Annotated in this window: 14 protein-coding genes; 7 read left to right on the top strand and 7 right to left on the bottom strand. The window is 55.8% G+C overall.

What is annotated here, in order from left to right; translation table 11 throughout:
• A complete protein-coding gene (gene recJ / locus L5470_RS10200) occupies positions 1–2,226 on the top strand; it encodes a single-stranded-DNA-specific exonuclease RecJ (protein WP_499499826.1) in 2,226 nt (741 codons plus the stop codon).
• Here the strand turns inward: recJ and L5470_RS10195 are convergent.
• Both L5470_RS10195 and L5470_RS10190 read right to left on the bottom strand, forming a co-directional pair.
• Positions 2,211–3,584, bottom strand: a complete 1,374-nt coding sequence (locus tag L5470_RS10195; RefSeq protein WP_499499824.1) for a ParA family protein — start codon at positions 3,582–3,584, stop codon at positions 2,211–2,213. The genes recJ and L5470_RS10195 overlap by 16 nt on opposite strands.
• Before the next feature lie 155 nt (positions 3,585–3,739).
• The gene (locus L5470_RS10190; protein ID WP_157768346.1) at positions 3,740–4,000 is read right to left on the bottom strand and encodes a spore coat protein U domain-containing protein; all 261 of its coding nucleotides are present in this window, start codon (positions 3,998–4,000) and stop codon (positions 3,740–3,742) included.
• Positions 4,001–4,246: 246 nt separating this feature from the next.
• On the opposite strand from L5470_RS10190, the gene L5470_RS10185 reads away from it, so the two are divergent.
• A complete protein-coding gene (locus tag L5470_RS10185; protein ID WP_099799145.1) occupies positions 4,247–5,365 on the top strand; it encodes a geranylgeranyl reductase family protein in 1,119 nt (372 codons plus the stop codon).
• Here the strand turns inward: L5470_RS10185 and L5470_RS10180 are convergent.
• From L5470_RS10180 to mnmA, 4 genes are read right to left on the bottom strand one after another with little or no spacing between them, the layout of a single operon-like run.
• Positions 5,362–7,953 (bottom strand): TIGR03960 family B12-binding radical SAM protein, encoded by a 2,592-nt coding sequence (locus tag L5470_RS10180; protein WP_499499821.1) that lies wholly within the window; start codon positions 7,951–7,953, stop codon positions 5,362–5,364. The genes L5470_RS10185 and L5470_RS10180 overlap by 4 nt on opposite strands.
• A 24-nt stretch (positions 7,954–7,977) precedes the next feature.
• Positions 7,978–8,643 carry a hypothetical protein gene (locus tag L5470_RS10175; protein ID WP_499499819.1) on the bottom strand — a complete coding sequence of 222 codons (666 nt, stop codon included), beginning with the start codon at positions 8,641–8,643 and terminating at the stop codon, positions 7,978–7,980.
• 34 nt (positions 8,644–8,677) lie between these two features.
• Positions 8,678–8,908: a DNA-directed RNA polymerase subunit omega gene (locus L5470_RS10170; RefSeq protein WP_099799146.1), complete on the bottom strand. Its 231-nt coding sequence runs from the start codon at positions 8,906–8,908 to the stop codon at positions 8,678–8,680.
• Positions 8,909–8,933: 25 nt separating this feature from the next.
• Positions 8,934–10,037 (bottom strand): tRNA 2-thiouridine(34) synthase MnmA, encoded by a 1,104-nt coding sequence (mnmA, locus tag L5470_RS10165; RefSeq protein ID WP_448527635.1) that lies wholly within the window; start codon positions 10,035–10,037, stop codon positions 8,934–8,936.
• Positions 10,038–10,271: 234 nt separating this feature from the next.
• Between mnmA and rbp the strand changes: the two genes are divergently transcribed.
• From rbp to L5470_RS10145, 4 genes are all read left to right on the top strand, one after another.
• The gene (gene rbp, locus L5470_RS10160; RefSeq protein ID WP_099799148.1) at positions 10,272–10,559 is read left to right on the top strand and encodes an RNA-binding regulator; all 288 of its coding nucleotides are present in this window, start codon (positions 10,272–10,274) and stop codon (positions 10,557–10,559) included.
• 77 nt (positions 10,560–10,636) lie between these two features.
• Complete coding sequence (ilvC, locus tag L5470_RS10155) at positions 10,637–11,653, top strand: ketol-acid reductoisomerase (protein WP_376787919.1); 1,017 nt, start codon at positions 10,637–10,639, stop codon at positions 11,651–11,653.
• Positions 11,654–11,679: 26 nt separating this feature from the next.
• A complete protein-coding gene (gene ruvB / locus L5470_RS10150) occupies positions 11,680–12,750 on the top strand; it encodes a Holliday junction branch migration DNA helicase RuvB (RefSeq protein ID WP_499499816.1) in 1,071 nt (356 codons plus the stop codon).
• Positions 12,747–15,248 carry a sigma 54-interacting transcriptional regulator gene (locus L5470_RS10145; protein ID WP_499499814.1) on the top strand — a complete coding sequence of 834 codons (2,502 nt, stop codon included), beginning with the start codon at positions 12,747–12,749 and terminating at the stop codon, positions 15,246–15,248. The genes ruvB and L5470_RS10145 overlap by 4 nt, the downstream gene beginning before the upstream one ends.
• A gap of 72 nt (positions 15,249–15,320) precedes the next feature.
• Here the strand turns inward: L5470_RS10145 and L5470_RS10140 are convergent, their stop codons facing one another.
• Positions 15,321–15,641, bottom strand: a complete 321-nt coding sequence (locus L5470_RS10140) for a hypothetical protein (RefSeq protein ID WP_198405976.1) — start codon at positions 15,639–15,641, stop codon at positions 15,321–15,323.
• Between the two features lie 207 nt (positions 15,642–15,848).
• On the opposite strand from L5470_RS10140, the gene L5470_RS10135 reads away from it, so the two are divergent.
• Positions 15,849–16,094 (top strand): DUF3134 family protein, encoded by a 246-nt coding sequence (locus L5470_RS10135; RefSeq protein ID WP_099799152.1) that lies wholly within the window; start codon positions 15,849–15,851, stop codon positions 16,092–16,094.
• Positions 16,095–16,465: the final 371 nt, after the last annotated feature.

Here is a 16,465-nt window from a genome sequence, read left to right as displayed (position 1 = left end):
ATGTGGCAGCAACTCACCACGGAAGTGGCTCCGGCGGACTTTGTGGCTCAGGTTCGAGCGCTCTACCCCCAAGCCGGCGCATCTACCGCCCAACTGTTGTGGCAGCGGGGCATCCGACGGGAGGAGGTCGCTGCCTTTTTAGATTGGCAAGCGTATTGCCCGACCTCCCCTTTTGAGTTTCCAGAGATGTCTGTAGCTATGGCGCGGTTACAGCAGGCACGCCAGCAGCAGGAGAAAATTGCCATCTGGGGGGATTTTGATGCCGACGGCGTGACCGCAACGGCGGTTCTTTGGGRGGGKCTCTATCATTTTTTTGGTCAACAACTAGCGGGCTACTACATCCCTAATCGCCTGCAGGAGTCCCATGGTCTTTCGGCAAAAGGATTGCAACAGCTCAAGCAGCAGGGGGTTTCCCTAGTCATTACCTGCGACACTGGTTGCACCAACCACGCAGAAATTGCCTTTGCTCGCACCCTAGGGATTGAGGTTATTGTCACCGATCACCATACCCTTGCGCTGGAACCTCTGGGTGCGGTTGCCTTAATTAACCCGCGGCAGTTGCCCCCAGAGCATCCCCTGCGCCCGTTATCGGGGGTGGCAGTGGCCTACAAGTTTGTTGAGGCGGTCTATGAGACATGGCCGCAACACTCAGTAGTGCCTCTGGAGTCCTTACTGGATTTAGTGGCGATTGGTCTGATTACCGATTTGGTGGAGTTGCGTGCCGAGGCGCGGTATTTGGCGCAGCGAGGGCTAGAGGTGCTTGCCAAGACACCACGGCCTGGCCTCAACGCACTATTGGCAACGTGTCGGCGGCAGGGAAATCGGGTTACGGATATTAGTTTTGGCATTGGTCCGCGCATTAATGCTGTCAGTCGGGTGGCCGGGAATGTGAAGCCGCTGATTGAACTCCTGACGACCCTCGATCCGCAGCACGCCCAGAATATTGCCAATGCCGTTGAACAGGCCAATAATAGTCGGCGGCAGCTCCAAGGGGCGATCGCCACCGAGGCACATAAGAAGGTAGCTCAACTGGATCTGTCAACAGCGCGGGTGATTGTCTTAACCGATGAAAATTGGTCTGCTGGCATTCTTGGCATTGTGGCCAATGAGTTAGTGACCACCTATGGTCGTCCGGCCATTTTGCTGCGTACGGATCCCCAGACTGGCATGGCCACTGGTTCAGCTCGGTCAGGGGGCACCGTGGATCTCTACGAGGCACTGCGGACTCAGCAACACCTGTTTGTCCATTTTGGCGGCCACCCCTACGCGGTGGGGTTTAGCCTGAAAACGGCTGATATTCCTGCCCTCACAGCGGCGCTGAATGATTACCTCCTCCACCAGCAAGGCACAGCCACGGCGATCGCTCAGCCCCTCACCATTGACCTAGAGGTTCCCCTGTCGGCATTGGGGATGCCTCTGTTCAAGGAGCTGCAGCTACTAGAGCCGTTTGGCTTAGGCAATCCTCAACCCCGTTTGTTCGTCCGTGGGGTAGCGATCCAGAACCCCAAAGAGTATCGGGCTAAACATCAGTCTCTCGTCTATACACGGTTCGATTTAGTCGAGCCACAGACAGCAGTCCGCTTTCCAGCAGTATGGTGGCGCCATCGGGTCAGCGATTGTCCAGCAACGACCTGTGATGTTGTCCTAGAGCTTGAAGAATGGAACGGCAGGATAACAGCTAACCTTGTGGCGCTCCGACCCAGTGCAGCCAATACCATTACTCCTGCACCCGTTGAGTTAATCTATGACTTTCGCGATCGCCCTGAGGCAGCACCGCAGACTGGCCTGCGGGTAGAAACGTGCCCCACCTCTGCGGCGGCATGGAAACACTGGGTTGATTGCGCACAGGCACAGCAACAGCCCTTGATTTTGGCCTACACTGCGCCAGCAGAGCTAGACCCCCTCTCCCTGTGGCAGACTCTCGTGACACGCTTCAAAGTCGCAAGTCAGCAGCAAGGCCCCCTAGAGCGCAGCCACCTCTTAGCCGAGTTGGAGTTAGACGAGGCCTGTTTCAGGAGCGCCCTCGCGGTGTTCAACACCTTAGGGGTTGAGGTGCACGAGCAGGGAGAGGTGTTAGTCTGTCGTTGGCCACAGCACCCCCACCCTTCCCCAGACACTGCCCCAGCCCTAGAGGCATTTTTGGCGGCGATCGCCGAGCAACAGTTTCGTCGCCGCTATTTTGCCCAAGCACCGCTTCAGTGTTTGCAGCGCTATGGAAGGGGTTGAAAATAGGCCTGCACAAGGTTTTGATAAAAGCCCAGCACCCGCTTATCCTTAAAGACCGCTGGCACCCGTGCAAAGGCCGCTCGGGAAATAATTGCATATTCGGGGATGGCCAAAACAGCCGTGTCATTGAGGTGATAGTTCGGCCAAAAGTACGGCGTGAGATGGGCAAATTTTTGTAAAATTTGGGCGATTTCAGCGGTGGCAACCTCCATGGCCTTATCTGTGGTGGGAGCACCATTAAAAAAAATCGGTAGGGGCAAGGGGCCACCGTCGTAGCGGAATGTTTGAATTTCGCCAAAGATAAAGCTGTGAATAACGTGGGCGGCATTGTTTAGGGAGGATAAATCGGTGTGTCGCGTGGGGATCAACACCACATCACTGGCATAGAGGGCACTCTTGCTGAGAAACAACCAAGAACTAGGGCAGTCCAGCAAAATATAGTCGTAGCGATCGCGCAGGGGCTGCAACACCTCTCGCAGGCGGGTAATAGGCGGGGKGCCCGCTTGCATCGCCTGAATGAGAACACTCTGGAGTTGGGGAGCCGCCGGAATCACATCAAAAATATGGGCAGATTTAATACGGCTACCGCTGCGCAGGCGCAGATCAAAGGAACGCACCGCGGCAGTGATGGGTAGGCTGGGGTCTTGAATACAACTGGCCAGTGTGGTCGCTGTTGGACTGAGTTCCAAGGAGCGGCTGAGATCCCCTTGAGGGTCACAATCCACCAGTAACACGGCTTCATCCGCCACCGCTAGGGTTGCGCCTAAATTAATGGTGGTCGTTGTTTTGCCCACTCCCCCCTTATGGTTATAGATACACACAGTGGTTGCTCGCTGGGGATGCTGGAGACAGGCACGGAGGTCTGCGACAATGCCGTCGATGCGATCGCCCCTCAGTTCAAAATTGGGAGTGGCGGGATACACAAGGTGGCCATGACGTTGAAACAATTGCAAATGCCGGGCATTGGTGACCAGCCCCCATGTCGTTTGGCGGCAGTGCTCCCCTGCTAAAAGGTGCCGTAGTTGGCTGAGGGCACGGGTTTGGTGTGCCGACCCCTCCTCTAGGCTCAGGGTTACCGTTTGGCTCGGGGTATTGCGAGAGCGGCGGGCAGGAGCCTTAATTTCCACAATGAGATCAGGGTGTCGCCGTTCTTGGCCAAAGGCTGGGCGATCTTTGCTGGGGAAGCGAGCTGCAATATCGGCAATCCCTGTGCCGGTATCAAAGCAGGTGATGCGATCGCCCGGTCCGAAACCAAGGAGCGTTAGTAATGGATGAATAAAATTGTGGTCAATAACCGCTTCACAGGTTTCATCGCTGCTAATTTGCTGCCACTGCGATCGCAAACGGGAAATATCCAAGGGTCATCTAAACCTCCGAGATACCCCGGTCAACTACGCGCCGGGACGACATAGAGGCAGTGCCGTCGCACCCGCCTTTTACTAATTGTAATAACTGCTAGTTTGAACCCAAAATGGGCATGACCGCAAAACTGTTAGTTAAAACTGAATGGTAATTACAATTGTGTCAGTGTAAAGCTGTTGGCGGCACCGCTGCTAAGGCGAATGGTGACAGGGGCTTGAACATCGGTACACACAAACAAAAACCGTCCGGTGGCATCATTGGGGGCGGCATCAAAGGAACTGTAGGCACCAAAGTTAAGGCCGGTAACGCTACTGATCGTGCAGTTTGCCAACACCCTGCTGGCGATGAGCGTACTACCTATCGCTGCACCAACAATCACCGTCGATAAACTACACTGCGAGAACAGAAACATGGCTGATAAGGGGGCATGATTCTTGCTGTTTGCGGTGGGGTCGTTCATAATGCTTGCCCAGAGGGTCGAGGGAGAATGGTGGGGGTTGTTACAACTGCTGCCCTAAAGCCCACGCGCTTTAGCCGTGGAAGTATGTCAATCCCTAACTCAGACTCTAGTGAACTAACCCTCTTCAATCATACCCGCCAGGGTTAGATAGAGAGGATCAAAAAAGGATAGGAGCTTGTGGGAGTAAGCACAACAGCGATGTACGACTGTATTATTGTTGGCGGTGGGCCAGCGGGCGGTGCAGCTGCCTATCACCTTGCGCAGCGGGGGCGATCGGTCTTGGTGTTGGAAAAATGCCCACTGCCGCGCTCTAAGCCCTGCACTGGTGGGGTCTCACCCGCAGTGGCGCAGTGGTTTGACTTTGACTTTAGCCCTGCCATCGTGGAGACCACCCGTACAGTTCGCTACACATGGAAGCTAGAGGATGCCGTAGAGCGGGAACTGAATATTCCAGACCCCATTTGGATTGTGCAGCGGTCTGTGTTTGATCACTTTCTGTTGCAGCAAGGGCAACGGTTAGGGGTAACGGTCTGCGATAACACCACGGTGACGGGGATTGACTTTACAGGCGATCACTGGTCGGTGCATACGCCAACTGCGGCCTATCGGGCGGCCTATGTAATCGCTGCCGATGGTGCGAACAGTCAAATGGCGCAATGGCTAGGTTTTAAGCCAAAGGTGGTTCGTACCGCAGCGGTGATGACCGTGCCCAATGAGGGGGGCGATCGCGCCGTGCATTTTGAATTTGGTCTGGTCAAAAATGGTTTTCTTTGGAGCTTTCCCAGCGGCGAGTTGCGCACCGTAGGGGTAGGGGTGTTACGGGGGGGCGATCGCACTGATTGGGAACCCGTGTTGCAGCAGTACTGCGCCGCCCATAACCTAGCAATGGCAAACAGCCACGTTCAGTACCATCCCCTCTGTGTGTGGGAAGGGGCACAGCCCTTGCACACTCAGCACGCCCTTTTAGTAGGGGAAGCAGCGGGTTTAGTGGATCCCTTTTCCGCAGAGGGCATTCGTCCGGCGCTCTACAGTGGCATGTGTGCAGCAGAAGCCATTGATGCGGCCTTAGCAGGAGACCCGACCGCGCTGCCCAACTATAGCCAACGCCTCCAGAACGAGTGGGGCACCGATCTAGCGTGGGCACAACGCCTCGCCGGACTCTTTCATCGGATGCCCGGTGTGGGATACCGTTTAGCCATGAAACGTCCCTCCGCCACTCGGCGACTGGGGCAGGTGCTCTGCGGTGAGCTGCGCTACCGCGATATTGCGGCTAATGCCATGAAGCGTCTGAGCACCGCCTTTATCCCCGGACGTTAGGGGGAACAGCTCTCAAGGTGCAACTGCCGACGGGTCACCCGCTGTAACACTAGCGATCGCCCACTGGCGACTTCCAGTAAGTGCAGGCAGTGTTCAGGCCGCAAGAAGGTGCCATCATTGCGGCACACGCCTTTATAGATTAAACGTAGGGTTGGCCAATGGGGTTGCTCTGGGGTAAGGGCAATCTCGAGGAGGCGATCGCGCAGGTTAATGATCTTCGATTTGCCGGATTTAGTGGTTAATTCGTAGGGCACCTCAGCGGTCGCTCGCAGGGTCTGTAGAACCTCCTCCCACTCCGGCAGGGAACACTCGTCTGGGGCGCAAATCAGCAGTTCGTAAGTGGCGGCCACAAGGGCTTGGCTGGCAGCAGGCGCGCTCAAAGGCACCACCTCACAGCGATAAAGGGGTAACTCTGGCGGTAGCTGCTGCCGCAACTGGCTGAGGACAACCTCTGGATCAACCGCTTGGTGAAATTCAAGATCCACAAGTTCACCTTCACTGGCCATCCCCAGGGGCAAGGCACTGGCGGTGGCAATGCGCGGTGCAGGATGAAACCCACCACTAAAGGCAATCGGTAGCTGAGCACGGCGCACGGCTCGCTCCAGCAGCCGTAGCAGATCAAGATGGCTGATGAGGGTCATGCTGCCCACTTTGCCAAAGGTGAGGCGGAGGCGTTGAACCCGCTCCTGAGGAGGACGGCACTGCTCTTGAATCGCAGGAATGGGGGGCGGTGGCACCACAACATTATGGCCAAAGTCAAGGCCACACACGCCACAGTGGGAGCAGCCAGCAAAGGAACAATCAGGAACCACAACTGCGGCGAGGGCACGCTGGAGATCCTCTTTGAGCCACGCTTTGCTAATGCCAGTGTCAATGTGATCCCAAGGGAGGGGCGCATCCAAGGCGGCAGCTTCGCCACTAAAGACATTCCACTCCCCGGCTTCGAGTTGGCGGTATTTCCAATCTAGCCCTGCCTCGGCGATCGCTTGCGTCCAGGCGGCATAGGCACGATCTAGGCTTTCCCACCATGAATCTTCGCGCGCCCCTAACTCCCATGCGCGGCGGATCACTGCCCCAAGTTGGCGATCGCCGCGACCGACAAAGTCCTCCATCGCAGAGATGCGCACATCGGTAAAGTTGACCTTGAGGCCGCGAATGGTGCGGAACTCCGCCTTCAGGAGCGCCTGCTTACGCTCAAACTCAGCCGTGGAGACCGCATGCCACTGAAAAGGTGTGTGGGGCTTGGGGGTAAAGTTAGAGATCGTCAGATGAAAATTCAGGGGTTTGCGGCCTTTCATCCAGCATTCTCGTTTGAGCCAGCGGATGGTTTCAGCAATGCCAAGCACATCGGCATCGGTTTCCCCGGGCAGGCCAATCATAAAATAGAGCTTGACTTTGTCCCACCCCTGCTCGTAAGCGGTTTTGACCCCCCGCAGCAACTCTTCATTAGTTAGCCCCTTATTGATGATGTCCCGCAGTCGTTGCGTTCCTGCCTCCGGGGCAAAGGTTAAGCTACTCTGGCGGGTGCCGCCGACAATGTGGGCAATGTTTTCGTCAAAGCGATCCACCCGCTGGCTGGGTAATGACAAGGAGATCTGCTCATGCCGGAGGCGATTTTTAATTTCGACCCCCACTGCGGGCAGGGCTAAATAATCGGAACAACTTAACGAAAGCAGCGAAAACTCGTTATAACCGGTTGCTCGCATCCCGGTTTCAATGGCGGCAATCACCTCATCTGGAGCCACATCCCGGGCAGGACGGGTGAGCATCCCCGGTTGGCAAAACCGACAGCCCCGGGTACAGCCGCGGCGAATTTCCACCGTCAGGCGATCGTGCACCGTCTCGACGTAGGGCACCAAGCCAACGGCATAGGCGGGTAGAGGGGTAGCCACGCGGCGCAAAATCCGTTCTGGAACATCCCCACGATTGGGGACAACGGCACCATCCGGTTGGCGATTGTAGAACTGGGGGACATAAACCCCCGGCACTTGCGCTAGGTCTAATAGAGTCTCTTGGCGGCTGAGACCGGCGCGCTTCGCGTCTGCCACCACTAGGCCAATTTCCGGTAGCAGTTCCTCGCCGTCCCCAAGGGCAAAGAAATCAAAAAAATCAGCGTAGGGTTCTGGGTTGGAGGTGGCGGTTTGCCCGCCGGCAAAGATCAGGGGTATCTCGGTGGTGTGTTGCCGCTCAGCCCACGTGAGGGGTAGCCCAGCTAAATCCAACATTTCTAGGATATTGGTTGCCCCCAATTCGTAGCTAAGGCTAAAGCCAATCAGGTCAAAGTCCGCCAGCGGGCGGCGGGACTCAACAGCAAACAGCGGTGTTTGGGTGGTGCGCAGTTTTTGCGCCAGATCCGCAGCGGGTAAGTAGGCGCGATCGCAAAGCTGATCGGGCACCGTATTGAGAATGTTGTAAAGAATAATGTGCCCAAGGTTGGAGGCACCGACTTCATAGATTTCTGGGTAGCTGAGTACCCAGCGAACCGTGGCCGCGTCCCAAGGTTTACGCACTGCCCCCAATTCATTGCCCAGATAGCGGGCGGGCTTGAGAATATCAGTACTCAGCAGTTCAGCAACGGGAATAGCCATAGTTTAAGACCAACTCAGAAGGGGCTAGGGCAGTAAAAAACGAGCATCGCCAGTGGGCTGGGGGCGCGGTGGCTCCGCTGGAGTGAGCAGGGTGGCTCCGCCCGGCTGGGGGATAGGGGGCAACACAGAACCAGAGGGATTCCTAGGCACCGGCTGTGGTAGCACCTCCGTTTGGGGGAGTTGGGGTGTGGTCGTGGGTAACCCCGCCTGTCGGGCATAGAAGGCCGTTAGGGTGTTAACCAAGGCTTGGCGCTGCTGGCGGTTCAATTGGCGAATGGCCGCCACATCCTGCTCCATCGGGKTTGTGGTTAAGTAGGTTCGCCCCGGGTAGGTTTCCGGGCGTAGGACATCATTGACCCCGAGGTAGTCCGCTAGGGAAATCAACCAATCAAAGCGAGATAGGGGCGATCGCCCTTTTACGGTAGTGTGATAGACAATAAACCGCTCTAAAAGGGTACTTTCCGGCGCCGGGCGGCGGTTATCTTGGCGGATATAGTGATTTGCTTTCGGAAAATCGGGCAGTTCTGGGTAGAGGGCTTCAGCCACTTGGCGCGGATTGATCAGAAGTTGTGCACCTGTAGCCGGTGGAGCAGGCTGCGATCGCACCGAGATAGCGCCAAACCACAGAGCCACCAAGAGCCAGCCCAGCCCCAGACCCGCAAAAAAATGCCCCCACCGCCGCCTGCTCATGCCATACCTCCAAGATTCCTGCGCAAGGGTGGTCTTAATCTGCCAGTAACTCGGGCTGGGCAATTTCATCCGACATTTCAATGATGGCACGGATCACTGGCTTCAGCGGCAGATCGTCAAAGTCCTCGGAGGCGTCTAACCCTCGCCGCTGTTTGGCACGGTTGGCAATCTGCACTGTAATGCGGTAGCGATTGGACGAGTGCTGAATCAATTGCTCGGCACGGCGCATAATATCCGAGGCAGAATAGTTCAAGCGTTTTTGCATGGGGTAACTCCTTAATGGTTTTGGTTCACAGGGATCCTAGGCCATTGCTCGTGGTTTCATCCTCGGCAACGGGTTGGATAATCCCACCCCCCAAAAGGCGATCGCCCTCATACCAGACCGCCGCTTGGCCGGGGGTCACCCCAAACTGGGGATCTGCAAACACTAATTTTACTTGTTCAGGGTCAGCGGTGGGCAGAACCGTCACCGGCACCGCTGGGGTGCGATAGCGAATTTGCACCTCTACCTTGAGGGGATATTGCGGGGGGGCAATGGATACCCAGTTCACTCGCGCCACGGTACATTCCCCGCGCACAGCACTGGCGCGATCGCCAACAATCACCCGGTTATGCACCCGATCCAGCGCCACAACGTACAGGGGTTCCGCCGCCGCAATCCCCAACCCCTTCCGCTGACCAATGGTGTAATGATGGATACCCTGATGATGCCCGAGGACACGTCCGCTCAGGTCCACAACCTCCCCAGGGGTGGGTGGCAGATACTGCTCTAAAAATTGGCGCATCGAACCGTGTGCCTCAATCAGACATAGATCTTGGCTGTCCGGTTTGGTGGCGGTGTGCAGGCCGTACTGCGCCGCAAGGGCACGGGTTTGATCTTTGGTTTGGCTCCCCAAGGGAAACAGGACATGGGCAAGAATCTCTTGAGGCAGATCGTAGAGAAAGTAGCTCTGATCCTTGTGGCGATCCACCGCCCGCCAGAGTTCGTAGCGATCGCTATTGGGGTTATAGCGCACCTGGGCGTAGTGACCGGTGGCGATAGTGTCAATCCCTAATTCAGCACGGCTGTAAGCTAGCATCGGCCCAAACTTGACCATGCGGTTGCACTGGGAGCAGGGCAAAGGGGTAATGCCACTGGCATAGCCGCTAACCAAATAGTCCACAATGTATTTTTCAAAGATTTCGCGGCTGTCAACAATGTGGTGCGCTACCCCCAACTCCTCGCACAGCCGTGCCGCATCCACCAGCCCCTCAGAGCAGCACTGTCCTTTACCCTTCATCAGCCATAGGGTTAACCCCACCACCGGATAGCCCTGTTGCTTCAAGGAGGCGATCGCCACAGAGCTATCGACCCCTCCCGACAAACCAACCACAACCGCTGCTAATCCTGACATTGTTAAGATTCACAAAAAATACCCCTCTTTTAGCCTAGCATTCTCTTTTCAGCGGCGGCAGAGGCGCACCATCAGCTATAATCAATAGGCAAGGTTGGCGAGTAATCGCCGCTTGAGTATTTAGGTAGAGCGATTCATGAGTTCGGTCTTAGGGAAGGTTGGTTACGTGACAGTCATCTCTCCGAAGTCAGCGTCAACGTATGGTTCAACTTTTGCTTTGGAGCAGATCAGATTATGTCTATTTATGTCGGCAACCTTTCCTACACGGCCACTCAGGAAGATTTAGAGGCCGTATTTGCCGAATACGGAGCCGTCAAACAAGTCTATTTACCAGTGGATCGGGAAACCGGTCGCAAGCGTGGCTTTGGCTTTGTGGAAATGTCCACAGATGCTGAAGAAGATGCAGCGATCGCCGATCTCGATGGTGCTGAGTGGATGGGGCGGCAACTGAAGGTCAATAAGGCACGCCCGCGCGAGGCCATGGCAGGCAGTGGGGGCAATCGTTTTTCGCGGAACCGCTAAGCTCGCTAACGTTGCACCTTACCGACTCTACTCAGAACTAAGGTAGTAGAGACACAGTAACGACCTGCTGCAAGCAATTGGAAAGGAAAACAGTCACTATGGCACGCATGTATTACGACGCAGATGCCCAGCTTGAGCTTCTCAAGGACAAAACAATCGCAGTCATTGGCTATGGCTCTCAAGGTCATGCCCATGCCCTCAACTTACGGGATAGCGGTCTGAAGGTTGTCGTTGGGCTCTATGCTGGCAGTCGTTCTGCAGAGCGTGCCCGCGCCGATGGTCTGACAGTTCACCCTGTAGCCGAGGCTGCCAAAATAGCCGACTGGATTATGATCCTCCTTCCTGACGAGGTGCAGCGGGTCGTCTATGAACAGGAGATTGCCCCCAATCTGCAAACCGGCAATGTCCTCTCCTTTGCCCATGGCTTCAACGTTCACTTTGGCCAAATTGTCCCCCCCGACAATGTCGATGTGGTCATGATTGCCCCCAAAGGCCCCGGCCATTTGGTACGGCGCACCTACGATCAAGGGGAAGGGGTGCCCTGTCTATTTGCGGTCTATCAAAATGCCAGTGGTCAAGCACGGGATTTGGCTATGGCCTACGCCAAAGGTATTGGTGGCACCCGCGCCGGTATTTTGGAAACCACCTTCCGCGAAGAAACAGAAACCGATCTCTTTGGGGAACAAGTGGTTCTGTGCGGCGGCCTGAGCGCCCTAATCAAGGCAGGGTTTGAAACCCTTGTCAGTGCTGGCTACCAACCGGAACTGGCCTATTTTGAGTGCCTCCACGAAGTGAAGCTGATTGTGGATCTTATTGTGGAAGGGGGCTTGGCCAAGATGCGCGATAGCATCTCCAACACCGCTGAGTATGGCGACCTCACCCGTGGGCCGCGCATTATTACCGATGACACCCGCGCCGAAATGCGCAAAATTCTTCATGAAATTCAAACCGGGCAATTTGCCCGCGAATTTGTCCTAGAAAATATGGCAGGTAAGCCGGGCTTTACGGCCATGCGCCGCCGGGAAGCAGAGCACCCCATTGAGCAGGTGGGTCAGGAACTGCGGTCAATGTTTAGCTGGCTAAAACGCACCTAGGGAGGGTAGCTGCCTAGGAGGTCGGGATGGCGATTATTTCTTCCCAAAATCCCTCGCCGGAGCGATCGCCCTCCCCATCCTTGCTGTCTGCGGCTCTGAATTCTGAGGAACAGCAGTCCACCAGCGAAGACTCGCTGCGCCCCCAGTCGTTGGCTGAGTACATCGGCCAGCAAGAACTTAAAGATGTTCTAGAAATTGCCATTCAAGCGGCTAAGTCTCGCCAAGAAAGCCTAGATCACCTGCTGCTCTATGGCCCGCCGGGGCTAGGGAAAACCACGATCGCCTTGATTTTGGCTGCGGAAATGGGAGTGAATTGCAAGATTACCAGTGCCCCTGCGCTGGAGCGCCCCCGCGACATTGTTGGCCTGTTAATTAACCTCAAGCCCGGCGATATTTTATTTATTGATGAAATCCATCGCCTCTCGCGGATGACTGAAGAGCTGCTCTATCCGGCGATGGAAGACTTTTACCTTGATCTGACCGTGGGCAAGCACCAAAGTGCGCGCTCGCGGCGGCTTTCCCTTAACCGCTTTACCCTAGTGGGGGCCACCACCCGTGCCGGTGCCCTGACCTCGCCGTTGCGGGATCGGTTTGGGTTAGTCCAGCGACTCCGCTTTTACCAACCTGCGGAGCTGCAGCAGATTGTTGAGCGCACAGCAGTGATCTTGCAAACCCCCATTACCCCTGAGGCAGCGCTGGAAATTGGCCGCCGCAGTCGGGGAACCCCCCGCATTGCCATTCGGCTTCTGAAGCGGGTGCGCGATTATGCGGCCGTCAAACATAGTGGTAAAATTACCTTGGCCGTGGCGATCGCGGCGTTGGAATTGTTTAACGTTGATCCAGCAGGGCTGGACTGGACCGATCGCCGCCTGCTGAGTGTGATAATTGAATCTTATCAAGGGGGACCGGTGGGGATTGATGCCTTAGCTGCTGCAACGGGAGAGGATGTACAAACGATTGAGGAAGTGTACGAACCCTACCTGATGCAGATGGGCTACCTGCAACGCACCCCCCGCGGGCGGATGGCCACCCCTCAAGCATGGCAGCACTTGGGGTATCGCCCTCGCCAATTCCCATTATTGGAGCCTGAACCGTGAACCTCTCAGATCGGTTAGAGTGGCTGCAGCGCCATACCCCCTTTGGGTCTCTATCGTTGGCCGCTCTAGAGGCGATCGCCGCTGCCTGTCGCCAAGAGCAGATTGCTGCGAATCGGCGGCTGGTGCTCGAAGATCAAGCCGTTACCACTCTTTACATCTTGAAATCAGGGCAGCTCGAAGCCTACCACACCACTACGGATAGTCCTGCCCAAGTGATGACGCTGCCACCCGGCACAGTGTTGCACTGGCCAGAGTTAGTGCTTGATCAGCCAACACCCCACACGGTGATTACCCTCAGCGACTGTGAAGTGTGGACCCTCTCGCGGGACGTGTTTAACCGCCTTGCTGATCAATTTCCCGAACTGCGGCAAAGCATTTCCCAGCACCTCAGCGGTGCCCTAGCGGATGTAACGGCTCAACTGGCCTACGAACAGCAGCGTCAAATGGCTCTGCGCCCCTATCTGGTACCGCGGGTCAAACAGGGCATCGTCGGCAGCAGTCGCTATGCTATCCGGCTGCGCCACGCGATTAAAGAGGCCGCAGGCGATCGCCACTCCGTACTGATTTTTGGCGAGCCAGGGCTTGAGAAAGACAACATTGCTGCGCTGATTCACTATGGTTCGCGCGATCGCCGCCAACCCCTCATTCAATTGAACTGCGGCACCCTCTCAGCCAATGGTGCCGAACTCTTTGGCAAAGCAGGCGGCAAGCAAGGACTATTAGATTGGTTGAACGAAGGGACGCTCATTCTCAATAACGTTCACGAGTGGCCAAACGCCCTCTACCCCCAACTGCGGCGGTTGCTACAGAGCCGKGAGTACCTGCCCGTTAGCGACACAACCACTACAGCGCGACTGTTTCAGGGACGTATTATCCTCATTGCCGAGAAAAAAGACTGCAACTGCCAAGATCTCGTTCACCACATCATCCGAGTACCGCCCCTCCGGGTCACCAAAGCGGATATTGAAGCCCTCGTCAACTACTACATCACCCTCTGCTGCCGCAGTAAACGCATTCCCAAACCCCGCATCACCCCTGAAGCACTGCGGCGACTACAAAGCTATGACTTTCCGGGCAACCTACGGGAATTAGCCAGCCTCGTGGAGCGCGCCATTCTCCAAGCCAATGGTGCCAGCCTCCTGACAGAGGAAGTTTTTTGGCCAGAACAGGTCAAGCAGCGCCGTTTCCGCTGGAATCTCCTCAATGCCTACCCGCAGTTGCGTTACCTCCTCCGCAGTCCGTGGTGGCCCGATCGCCTCAACTATGGCCTGACGCTGTGGGCGTTTCCCCTCATTGTGGCCATTGGCCTGTGGGGGCCACAAGACCGTGAGCACAATCTTGCCTTGAACCTATTTTGGGCATGGTGGTGGCCGCTCTCCCTGTTGATCTTTCCCTTTTTAGGTCGTATATGGTGTGCCGTTTGCCCCTTCATGATCTATGGTGAACTGCTGCAAACGCTCTCCCTGAAACTTTGGCCGCGCCGCTTAGGGTCTTGGCCGCGCCCTCTGGCGGAAAAATGGGGTGGCTGGATGTTGTTTGCCCTATTTACGGCCATTCTGCTGTGGGAGGAACTATGGGATCTTCCCAATACTGCCTATCTGTCTAGTTGGCTTCTGATCCTGATCACTGCTGGGGCAGTCATTTTCTCGCAGCTTTACGAACGCCGCTTTTGGTGCCGCTACCTTTGCCCCATTGGTGGGATGAATGGTTTGTTTGCCAAGCTCTCTATCATTGAACTGCGTGCCCAGCGGGGAATCTGCGCCGCCAGTTGCACCACCTACCAGTGCTATAAAGGCGGGCCAGCCCTTGGAGAAGGTCAAGAGACTGGCGGCTGCCCCATCTATTCTCATCCGGCACAACTGACGGACAACCGCAACTGTGTCCTGTGTATGACCTGCCTGAAGGCGTGCCCCCACCGCTCGGTGGAGCTAAATTTGCGTCCGCCAGCCATTGAACTTTGGACGAGTCATACCCCTACCGCCTACGAAGTCTGCCTGCTGTTTCTCCTGTTAGGAGCGGTGGTGCTGCACCACCTGCCACAGGTATTGGTGTGGTGCCATCAGCCTCAGGCACCATTTCTGGTAAAGGCGGCGATCGCCACCCTGACGTTGGCGGTGCCCGGTGCTATTGCGTGGGTGTTGCACCAAGGGCAGCGACTCTGGGGCTCCCCTCAACCCTTTATCCGGTTAGCCTACGGTTACTTGCCGCTGGTGCTGGGGGCTAACCTTGCCTACTACTTGCCCCTTGGTTTGGGCGAAGCCGGTCACCTTTGGCCGGTCACCTTGGCTACCTTTGGCCTGAGTGCAGGGACACCTTTTCAGTGGAGTGCCCACCCAGCAGTGGTTGCTTTTTTGCAAACCACGGCATTGGTAGTGAGTACCCTTGCTAGCCTACTGTTGACCCAAAAAATTAGTCGGCTCCCCCTAAGCGCCCTTTGGCCACAGTGCCTAGGAATTGTGGGCACTGCCGTCATGATCAGCACTCTGGTGAGTTTGTAGGTGGAGGATGAGGTTGACCTGCTCTCCAAGGCGTCTCACTCTTGGCGCGGCAAGCCGCAGAGCCAGTACCTGTTACTGTGTGACCCGCTGCAAGCAGGTTTGTGCTGTATTGGTGAGCATTTGCCGTACTTCAGGGCTGGCATTGGCTTGGACGTTCTGGCCAATCGCATTAAATTCGTCTAACGACAGCGAGGTTTGTAACTCGTTAATCACACAGCTGCAATAGGCATTGCCATAGTTTGCCATTTGTGGCACCTGTTCCTTTAAGGCGGTTGCGCACTCCGTTGTAAACCGTGAAACCACTTCCGGCGGGTAGGGTGCGGCGATCGCCGTACTTGCTACACCAAGGGACAAATAACTCAAACTTAGAAAACTAATGGCTTGCATCCGCATAAAAACGTCCCTCATGTAACAAAATATTGAATTGATTTCTTTAGTGACGCTTACACTCTAGATCGGTTCCTTAGAATGTGCCACTGCCAACGTTGCCACCCACAGAACTGCACGTCCTGTGGGCGGTGCTCCAAAATCAGCCCCGAACAGGCTAGGATGAACAATGGTGCATAATCCTAAAAACACAGTAGTCTTCGATAGCCTTCTATGACCCTACACAATCCTTCCTTGTACGAAGAGCCTATCTCGCAAAAGAATCTCACCTCAGCGGGACGTTCTGATCGCTCGATTCTTGAATGGCTTCAGCAAACAGGACGGTTCATTGCCCGCGATGGTAACGAAGCCGATCCCATCCTAGAGAGCAGCCTAGACGATATGGGAGAAATTGAAGAGTTTGTCAGCGATAGTGCCGCTGACTATGAAGAAGAGGATGATCTGGGGTTGGATGAATAACGGGTAAACGCACCTAATTATAGGAGTGATGTGGGCGGGCTAAAACCCCTCCGCTTTAGCGAGGGGATACAGCCAACTCAGGGGGCTTTAGCCCTCTCTATGTATTAAACTAGAGACGTGGAAAGTAGGCGTATCAACTACGCGAAGAAACATCCTAGTACGGAGAAATCCCGGCAAGTAAGTCACTACCGCTTTGGCGGCAAGCCTAAACCACTGCAAGCAATGGCAGGATGTTGAGCGTATCGAATTGGCTAGTGTTGAAAAGCGCGAAACCACGAACCAAAACATAAACGTAGTCCCAATAGCAGAAATGCTTGAGGTGAGTAGGGGGTCTTTGACTGCCCCCACCCGCATTAAGAGATCGGAAGAGC

It is taken from the genome of Synechococcus sp. PCC 6717 (assembly GCF_022698185.1).
Lineage (GTDB): Bacteria > Cyanobacteriota > Cyanobacteriia > Thermosynechococcales > Thermosynechococcaceae > Thermosynechococcus > Thermosynechococcus lividus.
This window is presented reverse-complemented; position numbering and strand designations above follow the sequence as displayed.